The organism is Kribbella ginsengisoli (genome assembly GCF_039537185.1).
Taxonomy (GTDB): Bacteria; Actinomycetota; Actinomycetes; order Propionibacteriales; family Kribbellaceae; genus Kribbella; species Kribbella koreensis.
Genome location: NZ_BAABAA010000001.1, coordinates 24,955 through 47,144 on the forward strand (window position 1 = coordinate 24,955; position 22,190 = coordinate 47,144).

Annotated in this window: 15 protein-coding genes and 1 pseudogene; 13 read left to right on the forward strand and 3 right to left on the reverse strand. The window is 65.4% G+C overall.

Translation table 11 applies throughout. The annotated features are described in order from the left end of the window. Nucleotides 1-2 precede the first annotated feature (2 nt). The 12 genes from ABD768_RS00130 to ABD768_RS00185 all read left to right on the forward strand — a co-directional run bounded on the left by ABD768_RS00130 (nucleotide 3) and on the right by ABD768_RS00185 (nucleotide 18,367). Entirely contained in the window at nucleotides 3-2,654 is a 2,652-nt protein-coding gene (locus ABD768_RS00130) for a CHAT domain-containing protein (RefSeq protein ID WP_344835919.1), read from the forward strand. Nucleotides 2,655-3,167: 513 nt separating this feature from the next. After that, on the forward strand, nucleotides 3,168-5,012 hold the full coding sequence (locus tag ABD768_RS00135; protein WP_344835921.1) for a tetratricopeptide repeat protein: 1,845 nt from the start codon (nucleotides 3,168-3,170) through the stop codon (nucleotides 5,010-5,012). Between the two features lie 128 nt (nucleotides 5,013-5,140). After that, complete coding sequence (locus ABD768_RS00140) at nucleotides 5,141-6,889, forward strand: hypothetical protein (RefSeq protein ID WP_344835924.1); 1,749 nt, start codon at nucleotides 5,141-5,143, stop codon at nucleotides 6,887-6,889. A 98-nt stretch (nucleotides 6,890-6,987) separates the two neighbouring features. Further along, nucleotides 6,988-8,523, forward strand: coding sequence for a hypothetical protein (locus tag ABD768_RS00145; protein ID WP_344835927.1), 1,536 nt, complete (start codon nucleotides 6,988-6,990; stop codon nucleotides 8,521-8,523). Between the two features lie 98 nt (nucleotides 8,524-8,621). Then, nucleotides 8,622-9,893, forward strand: a complete 1,272-nt coding sequence (locus tag ABD768_RS00150; protein ID WP_344835929.1) for a CHAT domain-containing protein — start codon at nucleotides 8,622-8,624, stop codon at nucleotides 9,891-9,893. Nucleotides 9,894-9,912: 19 nt separating this feature from the next. Beyond that, nucleotides 9,913-10,248, forward strand: a complete 336-nt coding sequence (locus ABD768_RS00155) for a hypothetical protein (RefSeq protein ID WP_344835931.1) — start codon at nucleotides 9,913-9,915, stop codon at nucleotides 10,246-10,248. Further along, on the forward strand, nucleotides 10,245-10,895 hold the full coding sequence (locus ABD768_RS00160; protein ID WP_344835934.1) for a hypothetical protein: 651 nt from the start codon (nucleotides 10,245-10,247) through the stop codon (nucleotides 10,893-10,895). The genes ABD768_RS00155 and ABD768_RS00160 overlap by 4 nt, the downstream gene beginning before the upstream one ends. 138 nt (nucleotides 10,896-11,033) lie before the next feature. After that, nucleotides 11,034-12,419 (forward strand): hypothetical protein, encoded by a 1,386-nt coding sequence (locus ABD768_RS00165; RefSeq protein WP_344835937.1) that lies wholly within the window; start codon nucleotides 11,034-11,036, stop codon nucleotides 12,417-12,419. After that, the gene (locus ABD768_RS00170) at nucleotides 12,416-12,877 is read left to right on the forward strand and encodes a hypothetical protein (RefSeq protein WP_344835939.1); all 462 of its coding nucleotides are present in this window, start codon (nucleotides 12,416-12,418) and stop codon (nucleotides 12,875-12,877) included. The genes ABD768_RS00165 and ABD768_RS00170 overlap by 4 nt, the downstream gene beginning before the upstream one ends. 4 nt (nucleotides 12,878-12,881) lie before the next feature. Continuing rightward, the gene (locus ABD768_RS00175; RefSeq protein WP_344835941.1) at nucleotides 12,882-14,693 is read left to right on the forward strand and encodes a tetratricopeptide repeat protein; all 1,812 of its coding nucleotides are present in this window, start codon (nucleotides 12,882-12,884) and stop codon (nucleotides 14,691-14,693) included. Continuing rightward, entirely contained in the window at nucleotides 14,690-17,374 is a 2,685-nt protein-coding gene (locus tag ABD768_RS00180) for a tetratricopeptide repeat protein (RefSeq protein ID WP_344835943.1), read from the forward strand. The genes ABD768_RS00175 and ABD768_RS00180 overlap by 4 nt, the downstream gene beginning before the upstream one ends. Nucleotides 17,375-17,554: 180 nt before the next feature. Next, nucleotides 17,555-18,367: an abortive infection family protein gene (locus tag ABD768_RS00185; RefSeq protein WP_344835945.1), complete on the forward strand. Its 813-nt coding sequence runs from the start codon at nucleotides 17,555-17,557 to the stop codon at nucleotides 18,365-18,367. Between the two features lie 26 nt (nucleotides 18,368-18,393). Here the strand turns inward: ABD768_RS00185 and ABD768_RS00190 are convergent, their stop codons facing one another. Next, entirely contained in the window at nucleotides 18,394-18,576 is a 183-nt protein-coding gene (locus ABD768_RS00190) for a hypothetical protein (protein WP_344838669.1), read from the reverse strand. Between the two features lie 62 nt (nucleotides 18,577-18,638). Next, a pseudogene (locus tag ABD768_RS00195) lies at nucleotides 18,639-18,865 on the reverse strand (integrase core domain-containing protein); the annotation flags it as partial. A gap of 29 nt (nucleotides 18,866-18,894) precedes the next feature. Here ABD768_RS00195 and ABD768_RS00200 point away from each other — a divergent pair. Continuing rightward, on the forward strand, nucleotides 18,895-20,157 hold the full coding sequence (locus tag ABD768_RS00200; RefSeq protein ID WP_344835948.1) for a hypothetical protein: 1,263 nt from the start codon (nucleotides 18,895-18,897) through the stop codon (nucleotides 20,155-20,157). Between the two features lie 764 nt (nucleotides 20,158-20,921). On the opposite strand, the gene ABD768_RS00205 is transcribed toward ABD768_RS00200, so the two are convergent. After that, nucleotides 20,922-22,133 carry a hypothetical protein gene (locus ABD768_RS00205; protein ID WP_344835950.1) on the reverse strand — a complete coding sequence of 404 codons (1,212 nt, stop codon included), beginning with the start codon at nucleotides 22,131-22,133 and terminating at the stop codon, nucleotides 20,922-20,924. Nucleotides 22,134-22,190: the final 57 nt, after the last annotated feature.

Here is a 22,190-nt window from a genome sequence, read left to right on the forward strand (position 1 = left end):
GGATGACCGGCGACGGCGTTCCGACGGCGGGCCGGATACGCGAGGTCCAGGCGCTCCTGCAGCAGCTTGCCGATCGGGTCGGGGACAACCCGTCGGAGGTCCTGCAACAATTGAGCGAGATCATGCCGGAGTTGGCGACCTGGACTCGCTCGACTGCGCTGTTGTGGGGCCTCCACTTGCGTGCGCAGGCCCTTCGGTTCCTTGACCAGCTCGATCAGGCACTGGAGGCCGCGGAGAGCGGCCTGGCCGCTGCCCCGCCTGGCAGCCCGGTTGCCGCGCTGCTGCATCTCGAGGCCGGCATGAGCCTTAATCAGGCTGATCACCAGCAACGGGCATCCGCCCACCTCGAGTCGGCGGTCGACAGTTTCAAGTGTCTAGAGGACGGCAGCGGCACCGCGTGGGCGTTGACGCACCTGGCGGTATCGCTCTGCGGACTTGGCCGGTCAGAAGAGGCCGTCCCGATAGTCGAGGAAGCGATCATGCACGCCGAGGCGGCCGATGACCGTCGTATTCTGAGACGAGCTCTGACGCAGCAGGCAGTCATCAATCGACAGCGCGGCAAGCTGGCTGATGCTCTGGCGACGGTGCAGGCAGTCCTCTCGGAGGAACAGCATCCACACACCAGAGCGAACCTCCTGCTCGAGCAAGGAAACATCCTCTCGTATGCGCAGGATTTCATGGCCGCCGATGCGTCGTACGTGGCTGCATCGGTCGAGTACGCGGCCCACAGCGATCTCTTGGGGACTGCAAACGCGGAGAAAGCGCTCGGAGTCAACGATCTTCTCCTCGGCAGGAACGCGAGCGGGCTGACGCACCTGAGCCGAGCGGTTGATCTGTACCGCGGGTTGGATAACAACTCAGGGCTTGGCTACACGCTCCAGGAGCGGGGTCTGGTCAGGCTGGCCCTTGGCGATGCTCCCGGTGGGCTGGAGGACGTCGAGGAAAGTCGCGAGTGCTTCGAGGCATCAGGCGACACGCTTGGACTCACCGGCGCCCTCAAGGCGCATGCACGCATCTACGCGTCGAACGGGGACATCACTGCAGCGCTCGAGACACTTGAGAGCTCACTGACGCTGGCAAGAAAAATCAACAGCCCGCTGGCGATCGCGGGCAATCGGTTGCTGCAAGCAGAGATCGACCCACACGTCCCCTCCCGAGGCGAGGCGGCGGCAGAGGCTGCAGATCTCTATCGCGCACTTGACATGCCTTTGGGCGTTTCGTACGCGCTATCGCAAGGCGCTCGCGCTGCAATGAAGTCCGGGCAAGCCAGCGTTGCTTTGGAGTTGGCACGCGGAGCATTGCGGAGCCTGCACCTGGCCCGGTGCCGCGTGGCAGATCCAGGCCGGCGATCGGATCAGGATTTCTCGCTCCGAGACGTGACGGCTGGGATTCTCGAGGTATGTGCGGAACTCGGTTCCCCCGCGGCGATCGAGGTCGCTGCGGACACGGTTGTCGACGACGCTCCGCTGGGCCTCCGCCAGACATTCGAGACAGGCGTGCTGACGGCAGAGTCCAGAGCGATCCTCTCCCGGATCGATCGAGTGCGGTCTGCGCAGGGGCCGGGCTCCAAAACGGAGCGTTCGCTGCTGGATCAACTCGCGGTTTCGTTGGCAACCATTCGTCAGGATGCCCCCCCAGAACCGCTCACCCTCAAGATGCTCAGACAGTCGCACCTCGCGGCAGCGGTACTCGTGGTCGGCGCGCCGACGCCTGGAGGACGGCTGCCGGTCGTGACCGCTCTGCCAGATGCTGAACCTGGCTTCGAACTCAAGCACCTGACCGATGAGATGGTGCGGGACATCGACATGATCGGCCGTCTTGGAGAGCGCGGTGCTGACTGGAAGGCGTTGTGGTCGGATGACGCACAACGGTGGCGGCACAATCTCGCCGATCTGATCCTGAACGGTGCGCTTGCTGATTGGGCTATGTCGGGCAGTGCCTCGGAACTCATGCTTGTCCTTCCGCCCGTACTCGCACATCTTCCCGTCGAGGCGTTCGACATCGACGGCAGTCCGCTGGGCGTTCGGGTCGCGATGAGACGCCTGCCTGTGGCGGCAAAACGACAGGTTGCGACCCGCGTCGACAGCGTGATCGGCTTCCTTGACCCTGCACTCGACTGGGGGCCGGAGCGTGAAGCACTCGGAACGACTCCACTGACGTCACCTCAGGAGCTCAGAGACTCGCTCGCGAACGACGCTCTGACTGTCGTCGGCTGTCACGGCGAAGCGTCCCCGGGCCTGACCGGGGCTTTGGTGACGACGGACGGCACCGTGGTGCTCACCGCAGGAGACCTGCTGAGTCGCCGGTCCGCCGGTGGTGTCTTCGTACTCGAGGCCTGCTGGAGCGGCCGGTACTTCGGTTCCAGAACAGGTGAGCAGTTCTCGATGGCCACGGCTGCCTTGATCGGTGGAGCTGGGTCGACGATCGCAGGACTGTATGCCCTTCCTGCTGATCCGGCCTGCACTGGCCGACTCGTCGCGACCGTGATTCGAGAGATCCGCGCCGGTGTTACGCCAGCTGAGGCTCTCCGCCGCGCACGAGCCGAATACCTCGCAGATCCGCCGACGCGACTCACCCGCCCCGGCGCCGGGCCGCTCGCGACCATGCCTGGCACCGCGCCCTGGGCATGGGCTGGGTTGTGCGCCTATGGATAGGTGGGCGGGTATCACACGTCCACGTCTTCGGCGAGAAGCTTCTCGACGGTATCCTCGGCCACTCTGGCAGCCGACTGTGAGGAGCGGTCACGGCTCGGGCGCCACAATTTCGGAGCGATCCGGGACTTGCAGATCCGGGGTCAGATGTTTCGCCGTCGGGCGAGATGGAGATGCCGGGGAGCGCCGGCCGGTCAAAGGGAATGGGTTCGTATCCCTAGCGGTGAGAAGCCCCGCGTGTCCGAGAAGCAGCTCGCACCACAACCACGTCTCGAGCTCAGGGCCTGAAGAGATGTCTCCAACCCCGCAAACCGCTGATCAGCAGCAGATGCCTGCCGCGCGTCACGTGAGCGGAAAGAGACTCCCCTGGGCTGATGCTTCTCGGCGTGCAGAATGGTGCTTCCCTCGTTGTACAGCGAGCGATTGGACGGCGCCAGGTGAGTACCACCAGCGCTCGCACGGCGGTATCGAGGGCGGCTCTGGGGACGATGCGTCGGATCATGCCGGCAGAGACACATGACGGATCATGAGCGCGTAGAGCGCCTCATTCAGCAGGTCATCGGCTACCTCGCGGAGTGGTCGGCATCGGGCTCTAGTGAGGTCATCACCTCTGATGAGGCCTGGGCGGTCGCCGACTCGATCTGGTCGGAGCTGCGGGCAGGAACCGGCGTCGTTCCCAATGACGCCGCGATGCCGCTGGGCTGTTTTCACTACGTTCGATTTGCGCTGCTGCCGTTCGAGTCGGACACGTTCGATCTCGAGGCGGCGATGACGTGCTTCAGCCGTATCGACGACGGAGTACCTGTACGTATCCGGAATCTGCTCGACGAACAGGCAGCGATGGGTGATGACCTGCAGCAGTGGGGACGGGGTGTAGCCGAAGTGATGGACGAGGCTCGTCGGTCCAGCGATCTTGAGCAGGCTGACCTGGCGGTCGACATGCTCCGTCGGATGCGGGTCTGGCATAAGTCCGACGCGCACGGCCGGGCGGGAGTTCAGGAAGTCCTGGCAAGGGCGCTGCACGCCCGGTTCAGGATCAGTGCCGATCCAGTCGATCTCGACCGAGCGCTGGTGGCTGCGCGAGAGATGCCGCCGACGCAGGCGAACCAGGCCAGCCTCTCGGCGGTACTCAAGGTGCGCTACTCGTTGAGCGGTGACGAGCGTGATCTCCTGGAAGCCGTGCACATCGGTCGTGACGTCGTTGCGAGGTGCCAAGAGAACGACCAAGAGCTGGGTCGGTACTTGTCCAACTACAGTGCGGACCTGGTCGCACTCTATAAGCGTCAAGGGAAAGCCCCATTGCTCAAAGAAGCGATCGAGATGGGACGTCGCGCCGTCGGTATCAGCTCGGGCCACCGCCTGGCATTCGCGCAAACGAACCTCGCCGCCGGCCTGCGAGCGCGGTACACGGCGTACCGGCGTCCAGCCGATCTGACGGAGGCGGCCGACTTGACCCGAACGGCCTACCAAGGCTGGCCGCAAACTGAGCCGGAGCGGCTCGCGGTAGCCGCCAACCTGCTGGAGATCTTGTGGCAGAGCGGCGATTCTGCAGAGGCTGCCGAGCTCGGGCAGTCACTGCTTTCCGACCCCGACCTCCCGGCCGAGCAACGTCCTGCCATCGCGGTGAACGTCGCACTGGCGGTCAGGGCCCTTGGCGACCTGGGGCGGGCCGTGGAGTTGTTGAGTGAGATCCTCGACGGCTTCGACAGACATCATCCGCGTTGGCCCTTGGTGGCGGGCAACTTGGCACATTCGCTGACCGAAGCGGGAACCGACCCCGATCATGCTGTGGAGCTGGCCAAGGAGGCAGTCGATCGGACCCCGCCTGATGACCGAGCCTTGGCCTGGCGGCTGCAGGTGCTGGCCCTGGCCAATCAGGCGATCGCCGAGCGCGACGACGATGCCGATGCTCGCGAGAATGCCTGGCGGGCGTGGCGGGCCGCCAGTGCCTTGCCGACCGGACCGGCTTTTATCAGGCTTCAATCGGCCTTGCTCGCCGCAATCTGGTCGCGATCGGTTTTCGCAGATCCAAGGCGAACCTGTGATGATTACGCAGCCGCCACGGAACTGCTGGATCAGCTTGCTTGGCGGGGGCTGGCACGCGCCGATCGGGAGGCTCTGCTGACGGTTTTCTCTCCGTTGGCCAATGAAGCGCTCGCTGCTGCCCTTGACGCCGGTGAGGTCGCACTTGCGATGCGATTGTCAGAACAGGGCCGGGGCGTTCTGTGGTCACAGCGGTTGGCGCACCGGCGCATCTCAATGACGCTGCCGACGACCGGGCCAGAACTGGCCCGCAGGCTGGCTGAAGTTGGTCAGCGACTCAACGCGCTGGCATCACTGGCAGATACTCGACCGAGGTAGGAGCGACCAATTCGTGAGTTCGGCGAATTGTTACGCAGCGTGCTCTTGCGGCCGACGGGCAGAGCTGGCCTACTGGGCCGGGATGGTCGCTGTGGGGGCGCCGTTTTGGACGGCTGAGGGTGGGGCACGTGGAGGAAAGTGTTGTCGGGAAGTATTTGGAGTCTGCGACAGCGTTGACCGATCGTTATCGGCGTCGACGCGATCCAGTGGACCTGGATCGGGCTCTCGAGTATCTGGAGCAGGCTTTGCCGCACCTTGGCGACTCCGTCGTGCGCACTGCGACCGCGTACTGCGGAATCGTTGCCAACCTGGCCTTCCGATTCCAACGTCGGGGTGATATCGCCGATCTGGACAGGGCTGTCGTCTTCGGTGAGGAAGGTCTGCGACGGACGGGCGGCGGTGTGCCCGCGCTGCACGGCAACATGTCCGGCCTGCTCCGGATCAGGTTCAGCCGGACCGGCAACCTGACAGACCTGGATCGCTCGATCGAGCACGGACAGCGGGCAGTCGCCGACGGGGGCCCCTCGGTCAGTCCGCTGTCCCATGCGACCCTTGCCGGTTCGTACCTCTTGCGCTTCCGCTTCTCGGGGAGGGACGAGGACCTGAATGAAGGCGTGCGACATGCATTCCGGAGCGTCGAGCTCACCGCGCCCGGAGACGATGAGCGGATGTCCGCGCTCCTGGTCGCGGCTGGTGCTTGCCGGCTGCGGTTCCAGCGCACCGGGTCACTGGTGGACCTCGATTCGGCGGTCGCATATCAGTCCGAGGTCGCTGATCTACTGGATGACCATCACGCTGAGGCGGGCATCGCGCTGACCGAGATCGCAACCACTCGCCTGACGCGCTACCGGTATCTGGGCTCGTTGCGCGACGTCGAGGCGGTGATGGAGTTTGCCGGTCGTGCGCTGAGTTCGCCGGATGAGCAGATGCGGGCCAGAGCCCTCGCGTGCCAGGCGCAAGCCTTGCAGATACGTGCAGAATGGCAGCGGTGCAGGGACATGGAGGATGCAGAGGCATCGGCCTTGAGCGCGGTGAGCCTGGCCAAGGAGGCACTCGCCAAGACGGCTCTAGAGGATCCGCTTCGAGCCGACCGGTATCAGATCCTCGCCAGCTCCTGGACCGTGGTCTATTCTCTGACCGGTAGTTCGGAAGCTGCAGCAGGCGTCGAGGTCAACCTCGCGGCTGCACAGCGCCTCCTCGCGCCGGATGACTCGCGGGTACCCTTCATTGCCGTCGGTTTGGCAGGTCATCTGGTCCGGCTTGCGGATGGCCGCCTTCCGGAAGCCATCGCGAGCCTTCGAGCCGTCGAGGCGGCCGCCCATCCTCCTGACCCGCTGTGGACGGCTACCGCGAGGACGTTGATCGCAGCGCTCGTGACGGCGGGCCTGGACGGCGATCGTTCCGCTGCGGACGAGGTGGCCGGCCTTCTCCAGATGCTCGCTGAGGTCCGGACCATGTCATCGGGCGAGTTGGTCATTTCCGCGCTGTACGCCGCCGAGGCTCTCCTCGATATCGGCCACCCTGCCGCGGCCGACAGTTACGCGGCGGCGACCGGGCGCCTCGCGGCCGCCGCTTGGCACGGTTTGGATCGGGTCAGCCAGGAAGGTCAGCTGAGCGAGTTCGTCGGGGCGACCAGCGAGTTCTCCGGGGTGGCGACAGCAGCTGCAGCGGCTCAGCTGGAGGGCGCGAACCCGGCGAGAGCGGTCGAGCTTCTGGAGGAGGGCCGAGGTGTCCTGTGGTCCCACCTGCTGCGGTATCGCTACAGCCGCACGGAGTTGCTCACGCACAATCCGCGCATCGCAAACCGGTTGACTGAGATCGCGGCCGTCCTCGATCCGTCTGCCTCGAGTATTCCGACGCTGGGTGGTCTGTCGTGACCAGGCAAGGTCCGAGCGACGAGGCAACAGTCCGCCGAGGGCTGACGGCTGCCCAAGAAGCCTTTGCCAGCTACATCGCGTCGGCTGGCACGGAGCCCATGGATCTTCCTCCGGTGATCGCCGGCTTCCGCGGGCTTCTCGATGCAGGTCCGGTGGTGCCGGCGTCAGTGCGGATCGCCGTGACGGCCAATCTGTTGGTCTGCCTGCGGCTGAGTTTCGTGGAGACCGACGCCGCTGTCCTTCTCGAGGAAGGGCTCCAACGGGGCCGGCAGGCGTTGGGTGAGATGCCCACCGAGGCCTCGGTACCGGTCGCCTTCTGGTCGGCACTCGCGGGAATTCACAGCGCCCGCTCCGCCCTGTCCGGACTTCAGGAGGACATGGATCTGTCCCTCGACTGCCTGCGCAAGGCCGTCGCCTCGGCCGAGGACCGGTTCAAGATCCAAGCCAATCTCGCCTCCAATCTGCGGCACGTCTACGAACGGACCGGAGATCCGAAGTACTTGGCAGAGGCGGCGGTCCAGGCACGTGAGGCGCATCAAGGCGCCCCCGAGATGTTCCGGGTGAAGACGGCCTACATGCTGAGCACAGTCCTGTCGGGCAGGTATGAAGCGGTCGGAGAGACTGCCGATCTCACCGAGGCGCTGCAACTGGCTAGGTGGGTTGTCGACGAGGAACCGGCGCTCCACCCGGAGCGGCCGGGCCACCTCGCCCATCTGGCGTCGCTCGAGCATGACCTTTACGAACGGACCGGAGATCCAACTGTTCGCGCGAGCTGCATCGGGCACTATGAGATGTGCCTGGCGGTCCTTGACCAGATACCGTCGGTCCGGCCGGTCATCATCGCCAACTGGGCGGCGGCGATCATCGCAGTGGCAGGCGACCGTGTGACGCCGGGGCAACTGGTGCGGGTCGATCGATCGGTACCCGCGGCTGAGCAGGATCTCGGCTTGTTGAAGCGGGTGTTGTCGGAGCTGACGCTGGTGACCGACCAAGCTGACGGCACAGCGATGTGGGCCTGGTCCGCGATCGGACTCGCCCGTGCGTACCTGGCCAGATACGGTGCCACCGGCGCCGCCTCGGACCTTGAGGAGTCGATCCGCAGAGCTGACACTGTCCTCGAGCGGCAGCCTGATGACGACGCCGATCGTGCGGAGTACTGGATCGTTGCGGCGCAAGCACTCCTGGCGCGGTGGAGTGAGTCCGGCGCTGCCGCTGATCTCGCTCGCGCGGGACGGCTGTTGAACAGCGCCGTCGATCACGTGACGGCAAGGCCGCTCAGCCGGATCGAGGCTGCCCGTCTTCTCGCGGCGGCGGCGATCGAGGACGAACGTCCGGTACTCGCCCTGTCCGCGTGTGATCGGGGCGTCGGTCTGCTGCCGGTGCTCGCGTGGCCAGGAGTCAGCCGGCGCGATCGTGAGTTCCGGCTGGTGGCGGTGTCGGACGTGTGCCAGACAGCGATGGCGATGGGCCTGTACGCCGGGAAGCCAGAGCAGGCGCTCGAGTTGAGCGACGCCGGGCGGGCGGTGATCTGGGCGGGAATTCTCAACAGGCGCAGGGATCTGTCCGCTGTCTCCGCAGTCGCACCTGCACTCGCGGAGCGCCTGTGGGAGGTGAGAACTGAGCTCGTCGGATGACCACGGACCGAACAAGAGCTGACCGGCCGGATGTTGTCGGTCGAGTAGGGGGATGTATGACGGTGGGGACCGCTGAAGAGAATCCGAACGATCGCCGGATGGCTTTGGCGCTGGAATGGGACGAATTGGTCGCGCAGGTCCGCAAACTCGACGGGTTCAAGGACTTCCTGAGGCCGCCCGCGGTGGAGGACCTGTTACCTGCCGCGGAACGTGGCCCGGTCGTCGTGATCAACGCGAGTCGTTGGCGCTGCGACGCGCTGATCGTCCGTCCGGATGGGGTACATCCGGTGCCGCTCCCGGCGCTGACGCTCGAGGAGACGGCGCGACGGGCGAACGACTACCTCGACAAGCTTCGTGCTGTGGAGGCAGCGGACGCCGCGTTGATCGACGCGCAGAATGCCCTCGGTGCGGAGTCCGGGCGGGAAGCCATCCGCCGTGAGCGGACGGCCACCCAGGAAGTCGACCGGACGCAGACCGCGGTCGACGAGATGCTGGCAGATCTCCAGGTATGGATGTGGGACACGATCGCTGCTCCGGTGCTGGCCGAACTCGGGTTCGACCAGACTCCGCCCGGTGGTACGTCGACCTGGCCACGGCTGTGGTGGTGCCCGACCGGCGCCCTGACAGTGCTTCCGATCCACACGGCGGGCTATCACTCGGACCCGGCGGACCAGCGCCGCACGGTGCTCGATCGCGTCGTCTCCTCCTACACACCGACTCTGCGAGCGCTTCTCGACGCGCGTGATCCGGGCCGCCGGAAACCGACGCCGGCGGGTGAGACCGATCGCCTGCTACTTGTCTCGGTCGGCAAGGCCGAAGGGCAGATACCGCTCGAGACCGGTCGGGAACGAGATGTGCTGCTGGAACTGTTCCCAGGCGACCTCTGCACGGATCTGAACGAGGACGATGCGACCCGGGAGCGGGTCCGGCAAGCACTCGGCGCGCACCGGTGGGTGCACTTCAGCTGTCATGGAGATCAGGATCTCCGTGACCCGTCCCAGGGCGGGGTGTGGTTACACGATGGGATGTTGACCATCGACGATCTCACCACCGAGCAGTTCGACGGTGACTTCGCCGGTCTCTCGGCCTGCAAGACGGCGATGGGTGGCATCGATCTGCTGGATGAGGCGATCACCCTGGCGGCGGCCCTGCACTACCTCGGGTACCGGCACGTCGTCGCGACCCTGTGGTCGGTCACGAACGACCACTCCAGTGAGATCTTCACCGGCATCTACCAGCGCATGGCGGCGGATGGGCAGCTGCGCCCAGATGTCGCGGCCGTGGCGCTGCACGACGCGGTACGCACCCTCCGCGACCGGGATCCGGGGTATCCGCACAGATGGACGCCGTTCACCCATACCGGTCCCTGATCGCAGTTGAGGAGTAGAGATGACAGAGGCAGAACAAACCCAGCCGTGCAAGCCGTTTGCGGAGATCACCGATAAGGAGTACGGCATCGCCTTCGCCACCGGCTGCGAGGTCTCACCCACCGCGCGAGGGATTCGGCTCAGCAACAAGTGCCCTCGGTGTGAGGGGATGATGAGTTACGACAAGGTGGAGAAATTCTCCAAGGCCCTTCGCCGGGGCAAGGTTGCATCGGAGCCCCGAGCGGAGAGTACCGGAGTGGTGCACGTGATGTGTACCTGCAAACGAGCTCACTCCGGATGTCCGGCCGACGACGAGGGATGTGGCGCCTACTGGACCGTCGAGGTGTCGGTGGAATGACCAGGTACGTCGTCAAGGGTTTCGCTGGCAACAGTCCGTCCGACAGAGTGCTCGCCAAGGCCCAGCTCAGCCTTGCGAAGGACTATCTCGTCACGGTTCGGGCGAGGGCCGTGGCCTGGCGGAACGGACTGGGGGCGCTGCTGGCCGGTTTGGTCGGATTCGGGTTGGTCAAAGGCCGTACGGACGTCGGAGAACTCGCCACGCCGTACGCCACGGCAGCAGGCCTGGCGTTGCTGGTGTCTCTGGTCGCAGGCGCACTTGCCGCCGTCTGGCTCCTTCGCGCGGCGCACGGTTCCTTGTCGGGCGCGTCGATGACACAACTGATGCAGAAACAGTCGCCAGATCCTGTACGCGATGCCGAGAACGAAGAGGCGGAAGCCTCAGCCGGCGCACTACGCGCGGGCTGTTACGCAGTTGGCTTCTGTGCTGGTTTCCTGGTCCTCGCCGTCGGGGTGACGTGGTACGGGCCGGCGAAGGACCAGCCAAAGGTGACGGTCGTGACACCGGCGGGGGATCGGTGCGGCGAAGTGGTCGAACTTGCCGGCGGGGTCCTGACGCTGAAGACCAGCGCGGGTCAGCAGGACGTGCGGTTGAGTGACGCCGGTGGGCTACGGGTGGTCGAGAAATGCACTCAGTCGACGCCCTGAGATCTTGTCGACGGCCCGCATGATCGGCACCGGCTGATGGAGGAACCTGGCAACTTACGTCGATCGCTGCGTACGGCCGCGCAGGGATGGACGGAGGAGTATCAGAGCCACGGACGTACCGACCTACTCCTGATGGGAATGGACACCTTCCGTTGGCTGGTTGCGTCCGCCGAAGCAGGCCCGGAGCTGGATTCTGCTCGCTCGGATCTCTTTGTCGGCTTGCAGTTGCAGTATGGCTGGTCGGGGCAACCCGAGATGCTGGACGAGGCCATCGATCTCGGGACCGCTGTGGTGGCGGCTTCGCAGGAGGGGCCACCACGTGCCCGGCAGGAGTCGAATTTGGCGAACGCACTGCGGCTGCGGTTCGAAGCGACGGGGGAGCGGCGCGATCTCGACGAGTCGATCGCTCGTGCCCGCCGGGGACTCGAGGCGACGCTGTCTCCTGCGATCCAGGCACAACGTTGGTCCAACCTGGCCCTCTCGCTGAGGAGCCGGTACGAGTTGCTCGAGCGGCGGCAGGACCTGGCTGATTCCCTGGACGGATTCCGCCGGGCCCGCGATCTGGCTGCTGAGACCGAGCCGCAGCGCAGCAGGATCGGGTCGAACCTGGCAGTGGTGATGCGGTTGAAGGGAACAGCCGACCGCGACCGTGACCTCCTCCGCGACGCCGTGGAGCTGGCGATGGCCTCGGTTACAAGCGAGGCCGCCTACCCAGCCGACCGATCAGGGTTTCTGATCAATGCTGCCCTGGCGTGCGTGGACCTCCACCAGTTGACCGGCGCGACCGACGCGTTGGACCTGGGTATCTCGTTGCTCGGCGAGGCCGCCGCGATCGTCGACCCAGGTGATCCCGACCTCACGTTGATCTTGCTGAACTCGGCGTACGCCACTCGCGTCAAGGCGACGCTGGAGTCCGCGGATGCGGCCCTACTCGATGTGGCGGTGACTGCGGCGGCCGACGTACTGTCCGTGAGCCGGTCGGAGAGCCCCGATCGCGCATTGGCATTGGCTGGGTTGGGTCGCGCCTATTGGCTCCGGTTCCAACGACGCCTGGATCGTCAGGATGGCCAGCGAGCGGTCGAGAGCCGTCTGCAAGCAGCACGCCAGCCGTTCGGCTCAGCTGCCGCGAGAGCGCAGTCGGGTCAGCTCGCCGGACAGTGGTCCATGGAGCTGGGCGACGCCCGTACTGCGACGGATGGCTATGCGCGTGCCGTCGACCTCCTGCGAGAAGTTGCCTGGTCAGGCCTGCGGCGGACTGAGCGAGAACGCGGGTTGATCGAATTCGCCGGCCTGGCCTGCGATGCGATGGCCGCCGCGGTCGCAGCCGGCCGATGCCTGGACGCACTCGCCTTTGTCGAACACGGGCGGAGCGTTCTGTGGGATGACGGCCTGCAGCAACGGGAGGTCGCCACGCTTCAGGCCGAGGCGCCAGAGTTGGCCGACCGGCTGGTTGTCCTCCGCGAGCGGCTCGATGTGCTCGTGGCGCGGGGGGCGGCCGAACTGCGGAGCGAGGATTCCTCGTGAGTGACGGATGGCGATTTCAGGCAATGCCCAAAGGAGAAGCGATGCAGGTTCTGGCGAAGACAGCACTCGGTACTGTCCTGGTGGCACTCGTTGCCGGGTGTGGCTACGGATCTGACGAACCTGACCGGCCCGCACCACACAAGGTGGCGGACCGTGCTCCGGTAACGCCTGTCGACGGACCACCGCCCGGGCGTCCGATCGCGACGTACGAAGGACAAGGGAACGACAGCATCGAAACCCCCGTGCTGGAGAACCCATGGCATATTGCCTGGGAGTTCGACTGTGGCGGCAGCAGCGGAAAGTTCACCGTCACCGACTCGCTGATGGGCAACTTGGCGCCCATCGCAAGAACCGGCCCGGGCCAGAGCGGCACCTTCGACCAGTTCGCCAGCGCCGGCAGCCGAACCCTCACCGTCATCACCACCTGCAACTGGAGCATGTCTCTCTATCAGGAGTAGCGCGATGCCGAAGATGACAGAGAAGCTGCGTCTGCTCGAGGCGCTCGAACGTCGGCTCGCGGCCTTTCGCAGTACTGCTGACCAGGATCAGATACTCGCGCCTGAGGTGCAGTCCGAGGTGAGCGCGTTGCTGCAGTTGATCAACACCCCCGAGATCGCAACGGAGCGCGTTGCGTTCGCCCTGGGCTGGTACCACTGGTGGCGGCACGAACTGCTGCCGGACAACGATGAGGATCTGGTCTCCGCGGCATTCTTCGTTCTCAGCCTTACGAAGCACGGCTATACCGGCCCGTTCCCAGCACCGCTGTACGTGTTCCAAGCAGCCCTCGGACTGCATTTCGCAGCTGATGCCCGGGATTCGCTGCAGTCGGCCGCTGGTGACAGCTCCGTCCTCGACGAGGGCATCGATCTGTTGCACGAGGCACTCGACAAATCACCGAAGGAGGAACTGTCCCGCGGCTATTGGTTCTTCAAGCTCAGTATCGCCCTGCAGTACAGGGCGCGGGAGGCAGCGAGCACTGACGACTACGATTACGCGATCGGATGCGCCCGGCACTCGCTTGAGGATCTGCCCAGACAAGACCCCAACTGGGCGACCTATCTGGCCAACCTGGGCTATCTGCTGCAGACCCGCTTCGAGTTCTCAGGGCGAACCGACGACATCAACGAGGCGGTGACGCTGTGCCGCGAGGCTGCGGATGTCGGGGATCAGACTGACGACAGCAAGTCTGCGCGGCAGCACACCCTCACGCTCGCATTGCGCGACCGATACCGGCTGACCGGCAATCTGAGCGATCTTGACGAGGCGATCGACGTCTCGCGGGAAGCCTTGCGAGGGTACGGAGAAACGTCGTCCATGTACTCGTACCACTCAAGCCTCGGAAACGCGCTTCGAGCGCGTTTCGACCGTCTGGGCAACAAGGCAGACATCGACGACGCGATCGAATCAGCGACGGCCGCGCTGAATGGCGTCCGGGCAGACGATGCCGCGGAGGTCGCGATAATGCAGACCAACCTGGCAAATGCCCTGCGCGAGCGCTTCCACCTGTCTGGAGATATCGCCGATCTCGAGCACTCGATCCGGTTATGGCGAACTGCTCTCACGATCCAGGGCGGCCCGGAACTACGTCTAGGCGTTGAGGTCAACCTCGCGAACGGACTCCAGGATAGATATCGCGCTCTGGGAGATGCGAAGGGACTCTTGGAGGCGATCGACATGTGGCGCCGCGCGCTCGAGAGGCTGCACGCTGGCAGTCCGTTGAGAGCGCAGGTGGCGTCGAATCTCGGAAATGCCTTGTGGGACGTCTACAAGTTGACATCTGACGCGTCGCGGCTCGACCAAGCGGTCACGATGTGGACCAACGCGGCCAACGCCGAGGGGGCGCCGATCCAGGTACGCGTCGCTGCTGCGTGCGAGATGGGTCTGGTCGCTTCCGAGGAGGGAGATTGGGCCTTGGCCGCGAAGGCCTACGCAACCGCCATTGCGCTTCTTCCCGTGCTTGCCTGGCGGGGAACGGCTCGGCGAAATCGAGAGAACCAGCTCACGAAGTACGACGGTTTGGCGAGCCAGGGCGCGGCTGCGATGCTCGCGGCCGGGCGCTACGAGGAAGCACTGGCCTGCCTCGAACAAGGGCGTGCAGTGCTCTGGTCCCAGTCGGTGGAGACTCGCACGGAACTGACCGATCTTGGTTTGGCTGCACCGCACCTCTTGAGCCGTCTGGAGACGATCCGCGACCAGATCTCCGGGCGGGCGGACGTGGCGAGCTCGGACGCGCCACTGCGGGAGTATGCCGCGAATCCGAGGGTGGTCCGGTGACGCGGGCAGTCCTGCTGGCCCGGGTCGAGGGGCGGGTGGAGGAGTTCGCACGGACTCGTGACCCATCGCTTCTGCTGGCGGCTGAGGCGGAGGCCGACTCACGAGCACTTCTTGAGCTGGTCGGGTGGGAGACGGACCGGGTCGATCCTGGCCTCGACGTCGAAACCGTCGTCGCGGTGGCCTGGTTGATTTGGCTGCGGGCCGAGGTCCGGGAAAGCGTTGCTGAAGCCGAGCGGGACGTCGAGTTGAGCATCGATCTGTTCTCAGCTGTCTACGACGTACTGCCCGACCACGTGCCGAGCCAACTGCGGGACCTGTTGGCAGCCGGCCGCGAGGGCCGGCCGGTGACCGGTGTGCAGTTCTATCGGGCGTACCTGGAGACGGGGGACCCGGCTTTCCTCGATCAGAGCATCGATCTGCTGCGCGCGGTGGCCGCCATTACCGGTGAGAGGGAACCACTGCTCGCCCGGCACCTGTCGAACCTTTCGATGGCTCTGTTCGGCAGGTTCAATCTCAGCGGTTCCGCCGAGGATCTGGATGAGGCGGTCGCGGCCGCGCATAGAGCGGTGGTGCTTTGCCCTGAAGGCGCAGAACACCAGGCCACCTTTCTCGGCAATCTGGCTGTCGTCGTCCTCACCCGGTTCGAGCAGCGCGGGATGGCCGAAGACGGCGACGTTGCTGTCGAGGCTGCGCGCCGGGCTGCCGGCTTCTCCACGTTGTGTCTAGCGTTCAAAGAGCGCTATGCGGCATTCGGCGTACCCAGCGATCTGGACGGTGCGGTCGAATCTGGCCGCGCAGCGGTCGCTGCTGGGCAGGGCGGGGCGGGGACGAACCTTTCCGCCACGCTCGTTCTCCGCTTCGAGCGGCTTGGCGAACCGACCGACCTCGGCGAAGCAGAGGAACTGGCCCGCGCCGCCGTGAACGCAGAGCCCGAGGACGCCATGTGTACTGCGAACCTGGCCAACGTCCTGTATCTGCGGTTCGAAAGCACAGGCGCGTCGCAGATCCTCGATGAAGCGGTCCGACTGGCTGATCTGGCCGTGACCCTCGTCGATTCGGAGAGCCCGTATTTCGGGCAGCACCTGGCCACACTGGCAACGCACCTGCTGACCCGCTACGAAACAGCCGCTGACCCGTCCGACCTCGAGAGGGCGGAGGACATAGGTCGTCGAGCCGTGTCGGCTCTTCCGGCCACGCATACCGACCTGGCACGGGCGCAGTCCACCCTGGCGTTGGTGCTGCAAGCACGCACCCGACTGCACGCTGATGTGACTGTCCTTGACGAAGCCGTCAGCCTGGCCCGAAGGGCGCTCCATCACACGGAACGCGGAGGCCGACCGGCTGCGCCGTTCCTCACTAATCTGGCTGCGATCCTGCAGGACCGCGCCGGCGTACGGGGCACTACTGCTGACCTCGATGAGGCGATCGATCTGCTCGAGCGCTCCCGCTCCGTTGCTGCCGGAGACGATGACAGGGCAGCTGCCCTGTCGAACCTGTGTGCGGCGCTCTGCGCTCGTTTCGAACTCACCGGTCAGGTCCGGGATATCGACCAGTCGGTCGAAGCCGGCCGCGCAGCGCTTGCCGCGACGCCAGGCAACGACTGGATGAGATCGACGCGCCTCAGCAATCTGAGCGCCGCGCTCCGCGCCAGGTACGAGAGCCTGCAAGCGATCCCGGACATCGACGAGAGCGTCGATTGCGCGCGTGAGGCGGTCGAAAGGAGTACGCTTGGCAACCAGGCATACGGGGACCACCTCACGGTCCTGGGTGGAGCCTTGCAGAGCCGATGGGGAGGCTTGGGCACCTCGGACGACCTCAACGAGGCCGTTGCGGTCGCTCGCGGCGCCTTGGCGAACACGCCGACTACCAGCCCAGATCTGGCGGGCCGGCTGACCAACCTCGGCAGTGCCCTGCACCTGCAAGCTCAGGAGAACAAGACCGTCGGGGACATCGACGAGGCAATCGAGGTCAGTCGGCGTGCTCTGTCCGCTGCAGGGCACGAGATGCACGAGCGTCTGGCCATGCTTTCCAACCTATCGTTCACGTTACGTACGCAGGCCGAGTTGAGTTCGGATCCAGCCGGTCTCGATGAGGCGGTAGCCCTGGCTGAACAGGTCGTAGGCCTCGCTCAGAACACCGACCCCGACGTCACCACCTACTTGGTGAATCTGGCGATTGCGCTGACCGCACGCAGCCGCGCGACCGGCTCCACCGTCGACGTCGAGCAGGCGTTGGCCCATTACTCGCGTGCTGCGGCCATCCGGAGCGGAGCGCCGTTCAGACGGTTACTGGCCGCGCGCTGGGGCGGCCAGCTCGCTGCGAGTCTCGCCCGGACGGCTCCTGCCGCTGACCTCTTCAAGATGGCGATCGCACTGATCCGTTTCGCGGTGTCGGCGACTCCGGACCGCAGATCGCAGGAAGAGAATCTGGCACGCATTCAAGGCCTCCCTGGCGAAGCCGCGGCCTCGCAACTGGAAGCCGAGTCGAACATCGACGCACTGCTTGCGCTGGAATCGGGCCGATCCGTCCTCTGGGTCGACGCGATGTTCGGCCTGCGCCGTCTGAGACGAGCAAACCCTCACCTGGCCGACCAATTGGCCGCGCTCCAATCTCTCCTGAACAACTCTCCACCTTCCTCCAACACCATCCACACGACCAGCCACGTGTCGCCAGCTGGCTGACGGCCTGAACGAGTTGGATCGCAGGGCTGTTCAGTCCTCACCATCTTGATGAGACTGTTGCAATTCTCATGGAGCTCACGCATAGAACTAGATCGATGAGCTAGCTCCGAATGATGACTGAGTGGTCTGAGTACGGCACGCTTGAATGAGTGCGTCAGATCCAGATGCGATCATCGGTGCATGCCTGTACCCGTGTCTGATGAGATCGCTGGAGCTCTTGGCGCGTTCTTCCATGGGGGCACCGGCCCGAGCCACTCGACGATCACGGGAGTCCTTCTGCGCAGTGGGTACTCGGAGGGCGATGGCTACGTCGCGGGCCGGATGGACAACCCCAACAAGGAGCAGCGCGTTCAGTCAGCGGTGCGCCGAGCGATCCGACGCCCGGATCGTGCGAGGGACCTCACTGAGGGGATGCTCACCCAGCTTCGCTTACATGGGTGCTTTCAGGCGGAGTCGATGTACGTGGCACAGGTCGCCACGTTGCGATCCGCCCTTCGTCGGTCTGGCTTCTCCACCTCGGAAGACGGCACACTGCTGACGCTCGGGGCCATCGATCTTCAGACCGGCAATCGGGGCGCGCTGGACGAGCAAATCGACCGGTTGCGTCGCTCGACCGACGACCCAGCTCAGCTCATCGGGAGCGCGAAGGACCTGCTGGAGGCCGTCGCCAAGTTTGTCCTGGAGGAACTGTCCTTCCCCGTGTCCCAGAGCGCCGACTTCGGTCAGCTCTGGTATCTCGCCCGCGAGAGGCTCGGTGTCCGGCCTGAGGACGTTATCGCCAGCCAGACTGGTTCCGACCAGGTTCGAAAGATACTGGGTGCCTCGTGGACGATCGCCGAGCAGGTGAACAGCCTCCGCAACCTCATGGGTACCGGCCATGGTCGGACGCTGCCAACAGCACTGTCCGCCGAGGCAGCGCTCCTCGTGGTCCGTGAAGCGTGTTCTCTGGCCCAGTTCGTGCTGGACACGCTCGACCGTCAACTTGGTCGCTAGGACATCTAGCACGCCTCGGCCGGCGCCTACGGCCACTCTTCGTTGAATCCCTCGCCGTTGCGGTAGATGAGCCCGACGTCGTAGACCCAAAGTAGACGCCGAACCTCGTCACCGAGCCGACCGGGGAGCAGGATGGCGATGCGGTCGTCGGAGCCAAGCTGATCGAGTGAGCGGTAGTACATGGCCTGACCCATGCCGTGCGCAGCCATGACATCGTCTCGATGGTTGGGACTGCCCCGGGTTCGGTTGACTGGCGGGGTGTGGTGGTTAAGGCCGCGAGTGCGGCGGGTTGAATCATCTCAAACTCGATGGGTGTGAGTTTCCCCAGCCGGCGTTGACGGCGGCGCCGGTGGTACCTGGTCTCGATCCGCGACACGGTCGCCAGCCTCAGTTCGTACCGGCTGTCCAGCGCTGCCGGTCCAGGACATTCTTTCGGAGCAGCGCGAAGAACGACTCCATCGCGGCGTTGTCGCCGCAGGCTCCGACCCTGCCCATCGAGCGCTCGCAGCGCAAGCGAGGATGGCAGGGTGCATTCTGCAGATCGTGACGTTTGGCGGGCGATCGACCGCGGCGAGAGACCGCTCGACTGGCCAGCCTGGTTCGGCCAGCCCGAGGGAGCCGACTACCTGACGCCGGCGGGCAAAGATACCGCGGAGCGGGCAGCCGCGGACCTGACCTCCTTCTTTGGCCCGAAGTGGCTGCCGCAGGCTACGCAGCCGGGAGGGGGACGGCGGGTCAACGAACTCGGTGCTGCCTCGCCGGTCCTCAGCCCGACCCCGCGTCGGCGTCCTGATGCCTTCATTGAGGCGTTGCGCTGGTGGGCGGCCCTTCAGTTCCTGCTCGAACGAGATGTCGGCGGCATCGGGACTATTCGCCGTGTCGCGCGCTCCGATATCTCGACGGACCGATTTAGACACACACTCGCTCAGGCCAGGCTTGCTGCGGTGGCCGCCAGCATCGGCGCAGAGGTCGTACTGGAGCCTGCCAAAGCCGCGGGCCCAGGGGACGTCCTGATCCGTCTTGGTAACCGCGAACTCTTCCTGGAGGTTGTCACCTTCGGACCAGTCCCGAACGGCGACGACCTCGCCTACGACAGGCATGTACTGCACCTAATCACCAACGAAGATGGTGTGCACTGGGAAGGTAACGTTCCTGGATTCCTCAACAAGGCCGACGAAGCGAGATGGGAAGCAGAGACCATCCATGCGGCGGCGCGGTGCAAGGAATCGAGTTCGGCGGTCGAGGTAGCTGGCTCCTGGGGCATCCTCATTGTTCGTCCCGGTGAGGAACCGGAGGGGCGAGTTCTGCACGGTCCGCAGGTGAACGTAAACCTCGGGGCTCGTCTGTACGACGTATTGGATAAGAAGGCGGTGCAGACGCGGGATGCCGGGGTCGCGTGGGTCTGGGTCGAGGACTATGGCGGGCTCTATCCGTACACGCCGTTCGTCACGATGCCACTTCAGGACAAGCTGCGCGCATTCGGTGCACTGGCGGAACCCATGCTTGCTGACCGGCTCCATGTGGGGGGTGTGATCTGGACTCGGGCGGTGCGTGCACAGGCGCCGATCAACGATGACGTCGTTGATCGATCGGGCTTCGCGGTACAGCGAGGGCTGCCTGGGGGAGTAGTGCGTGAGACGGTCACCGTCCATCGCCGCCTGCTCCTGCCAGACCAGCTACGGATTGTTGCATCGCTGACGAATGCCGAGCAAGAGTGGCTCGACTGGGCGCTCAAGCGACTGGGGTCGGAGCCCCTTGCTGAGCTGATCCGACAACCTCTGGTCAGGTAGTCGGCGAAACTGGCCGGACCCCCGAGAGCGGCCTTCGCAGGTGATGCTGACAGCAGATATGTTCCAGACGAATGACGTTCGGAGCCTCTCGGCGGGAGCTGCGACGCTCGATCGATGACAGTGAGAGCCAGTACGGGGCTGGTTGCCTCAGGGCGGTGACGTGGACGAACCTGTGTTCAAGCATGCACCCGTGTCGTTGGCATAGTCGCCGCTATCATCAGCGCATCGCTTCGACCAGGGTGGGGCCTGCACGCCAGAGGGCAACGGATGGTGCGGAGCGCAGACATGGCCTCGTTCATTCCAGGCCGGGTGACGGGGGAGTTGGTCCGGCATGCATCGTCCACTGATCTCGCATCGGTCCTCGAAGGAACCGGCCCTGTCCGGATGGCCGGACGGCGCGCGATCCAGAGCCGCGCGTTGTAAGGCAATTGCCTCCAGCAACTCGGTGGCGGAGGCCGCACCCGTGCCGACTGCCTGCGCTATACGGGTCGCGAGGTTGCTGGTCCGCTGTGGCCAGTACGGATGGGTGCCCGGGGTCAGCGAGACAGCGGTACGGTGGGCAGCCACAGCCTCGGCCAGCCGGTCCGGCGGGATCGTGCCGGACCGGACCGCTTCCCCGATGGCGGTCGCGACCGTGTCCAGGCAGTGCCCTCGCTGGGACGACGTCCGGGCCTTCCGGGCGGACGCTTCGGCCAGCTTGAGCGCCTTCCTCCGAACCTTGGGCTCGAGCAGGCCCGCGTCCACGGCACCCGACAAGGCAAGGCTCAGATTGAGGAGCAGCATCGACCGGTCCGGATCGGACCGCGGGCAGCCGGCCAAGGCCGAGCGCTGCAGTGCGAGGCTCTCGCGTAGTTGGTCGGCCAGCAGTTGATTGGCGAAGACAGCCTCGCTGATCCGGGATGCGAGGTTGGTCTGCCGGAGACGGTAGGTGGTTGTGCCGGGCGTGGCCAGCTCCAGTGCTTCTCGGTGTACTGCAACGGCCCGAAGCAGAGCTTCCGCGGCATGGCCGCCTGCTGCACAGCCAGACTGATGCGATAGCCGAGGTTGTTGGCGAGGTGCATCCGGTCAGCCGGGTGGTCCGCACACGCGAGGGCTTCCTCGGACCAGGCGACCGCTGCGGTCAGATCTATGGTGCTGATGACGTCAGGCGCGTTGGTGAGCGCCTCGGTCACTGCGGATGCAGCGATGTCCAGCCAGTCGGAGCGGTGCGGATGATGGGCAGGTACTGCGGGGACCGCGGCGCAGGCTAGGCGGGCAGCTTCAACACTGACCCAGCGGCTCGACCTCTTCGCGCTCCAGAGGACCAGACGGTGGAGGTACTTCATGGCGAGGCCGAGCGCGTCGTCGCCCCGGTCGAGCCCGCGCCGGGCTTTGCGGGCACGCCTGATCAGCCTCAGCTCCCGCATCGCTGGTTCGACACCTGCGTCGGACGCGCGCTCGATCACGGCGACCAGGTCTGCCGCAGGGCGCTTGCCCAGTACGGCGAAGGCCTGGTCCTGCGCCTCGACGGCGCTTGCCGCTACAGTCAGTCGTCGGCACCTCGGCCGCGGTTCTTCCAATGCCTTGCGGAGTTCGCGTCGGGTGCTTCGGAGGAGTCTCATCACCTCGGCGACGTCGCGCTTGCTCACCCCGGACGAGTGGCGCAGCAGTTCGAAGTGGAGCTGTCGGCAGCGCTTTGTCGGGTGGCGTCGGAGCACCTCACGAGGTGGTCGGCCAGCCAACCCACGGGTGGTGCTTCCGCGATCAGCGACTCGACCAGCTCGGCGGCTGCTTTCGGATCTGGCTTGGTCGAGGCCGACCATCGCAGTACGGCGTACAGCGGTGGCCAGCAGCGGATCGTGAGCGTTGCAGAGCCGGGCGACGCTGGGGTGAATCAGGACGGGATGGTCGGACAGCGTCTGCCAGCGGCGTTTCCAGTTCTGCCTGATGAGGCGCTCGACCTGCTCCAGCGGTCCGGAGCCGGCAGCGCGATTCATGCAGAACTTCTACGCGACCAAATGCCGGGAGTCCACAGTGAGGGCTGGACCGGCTGT

Excerpts from the sequence above, each read along its gene's own strand:
- ABD768_RS00135 (WP_344835921.1), top strand. The coding sequence starts at position 3,168 with ATGACGGATCATGAGCGCGTAGAGCGCCTCATTCAGCAGGTCATCGGC.
- ABD768_RS00130 (WP_344835919.1), top strand. The coding sequence starts at position 3 with ATGACCGGCGACGGCGTTCCGACGGCGGGCCGGATACGCGAGGTCCAG.
- ABD768_RS00175 (WP_344835941.1), top strand. The coding sequence starts at position 12,882 with ATGCCGAAGATGACAGAGAAGCTGCGTCTGCTCGAGGCGCTCGAACGT.
- ABD768_RS00155 (WP_344835931.1), top strand. The coding sequence starts at position 9,913 with ATGACAGAGGCAGAACAAACCCAGCCGTGCAAGCCGTTTGCGGAGATC.
- ABD768_RS00185 (WP_344835945.1), top strand. The coding sequence starts at position 17,555 with ATGCCTGTACCCGTGTCTGATGAGATCGCTGGAGCTCTTGGCGCGTTC.
- ABD768_RS00160 (WP_344835934.1), top strand. The coding sequence starts at position 10,245 with ATGACCAGGTACGTCGTCAAGGGTTTCGCTGGCAACAGTCCGTCCGAC.
- ABD768_RS00145 (WP_344835927.1), top strand. The coding sequence starts at position 6,988 with ATGGATCTTCCTCCGGTGATCGCCGGCTTCCGCGGGCTTCTCGATGCA.
- ABD768_RS00150 (WP_344835929.1), top strand. The coding sequence starts at position 8,622 with ATGGCTTTGGCGCTGGAATGGGACGAATTGGTCGCGCAGGTCCGCAAA.
- ABD768_RS00190 (WP_344838669.1), bottom strand. The coding sequence starts at position 18,576 with ATGGCTGCGCACGGCATGGGTCAGGCCATGTACTACCGCTCACTCGAT.
- ABD768_RS00165 (WP_344835937.1), top strand. The coding sequence starts at position 11,034 with ATGGACACCTTCCGTTGGCTGGTTGCGTCCGCCGAAGCAGGCCCGGAG.
- ABD768_RS00205 (WP_344835950.1), bottom strand. The coding sequence starts at position 22,133 with ATGAATCGCGCTGCCGGCTCCGGACCGCTGGAGCAGGTCGAGCGCCTC.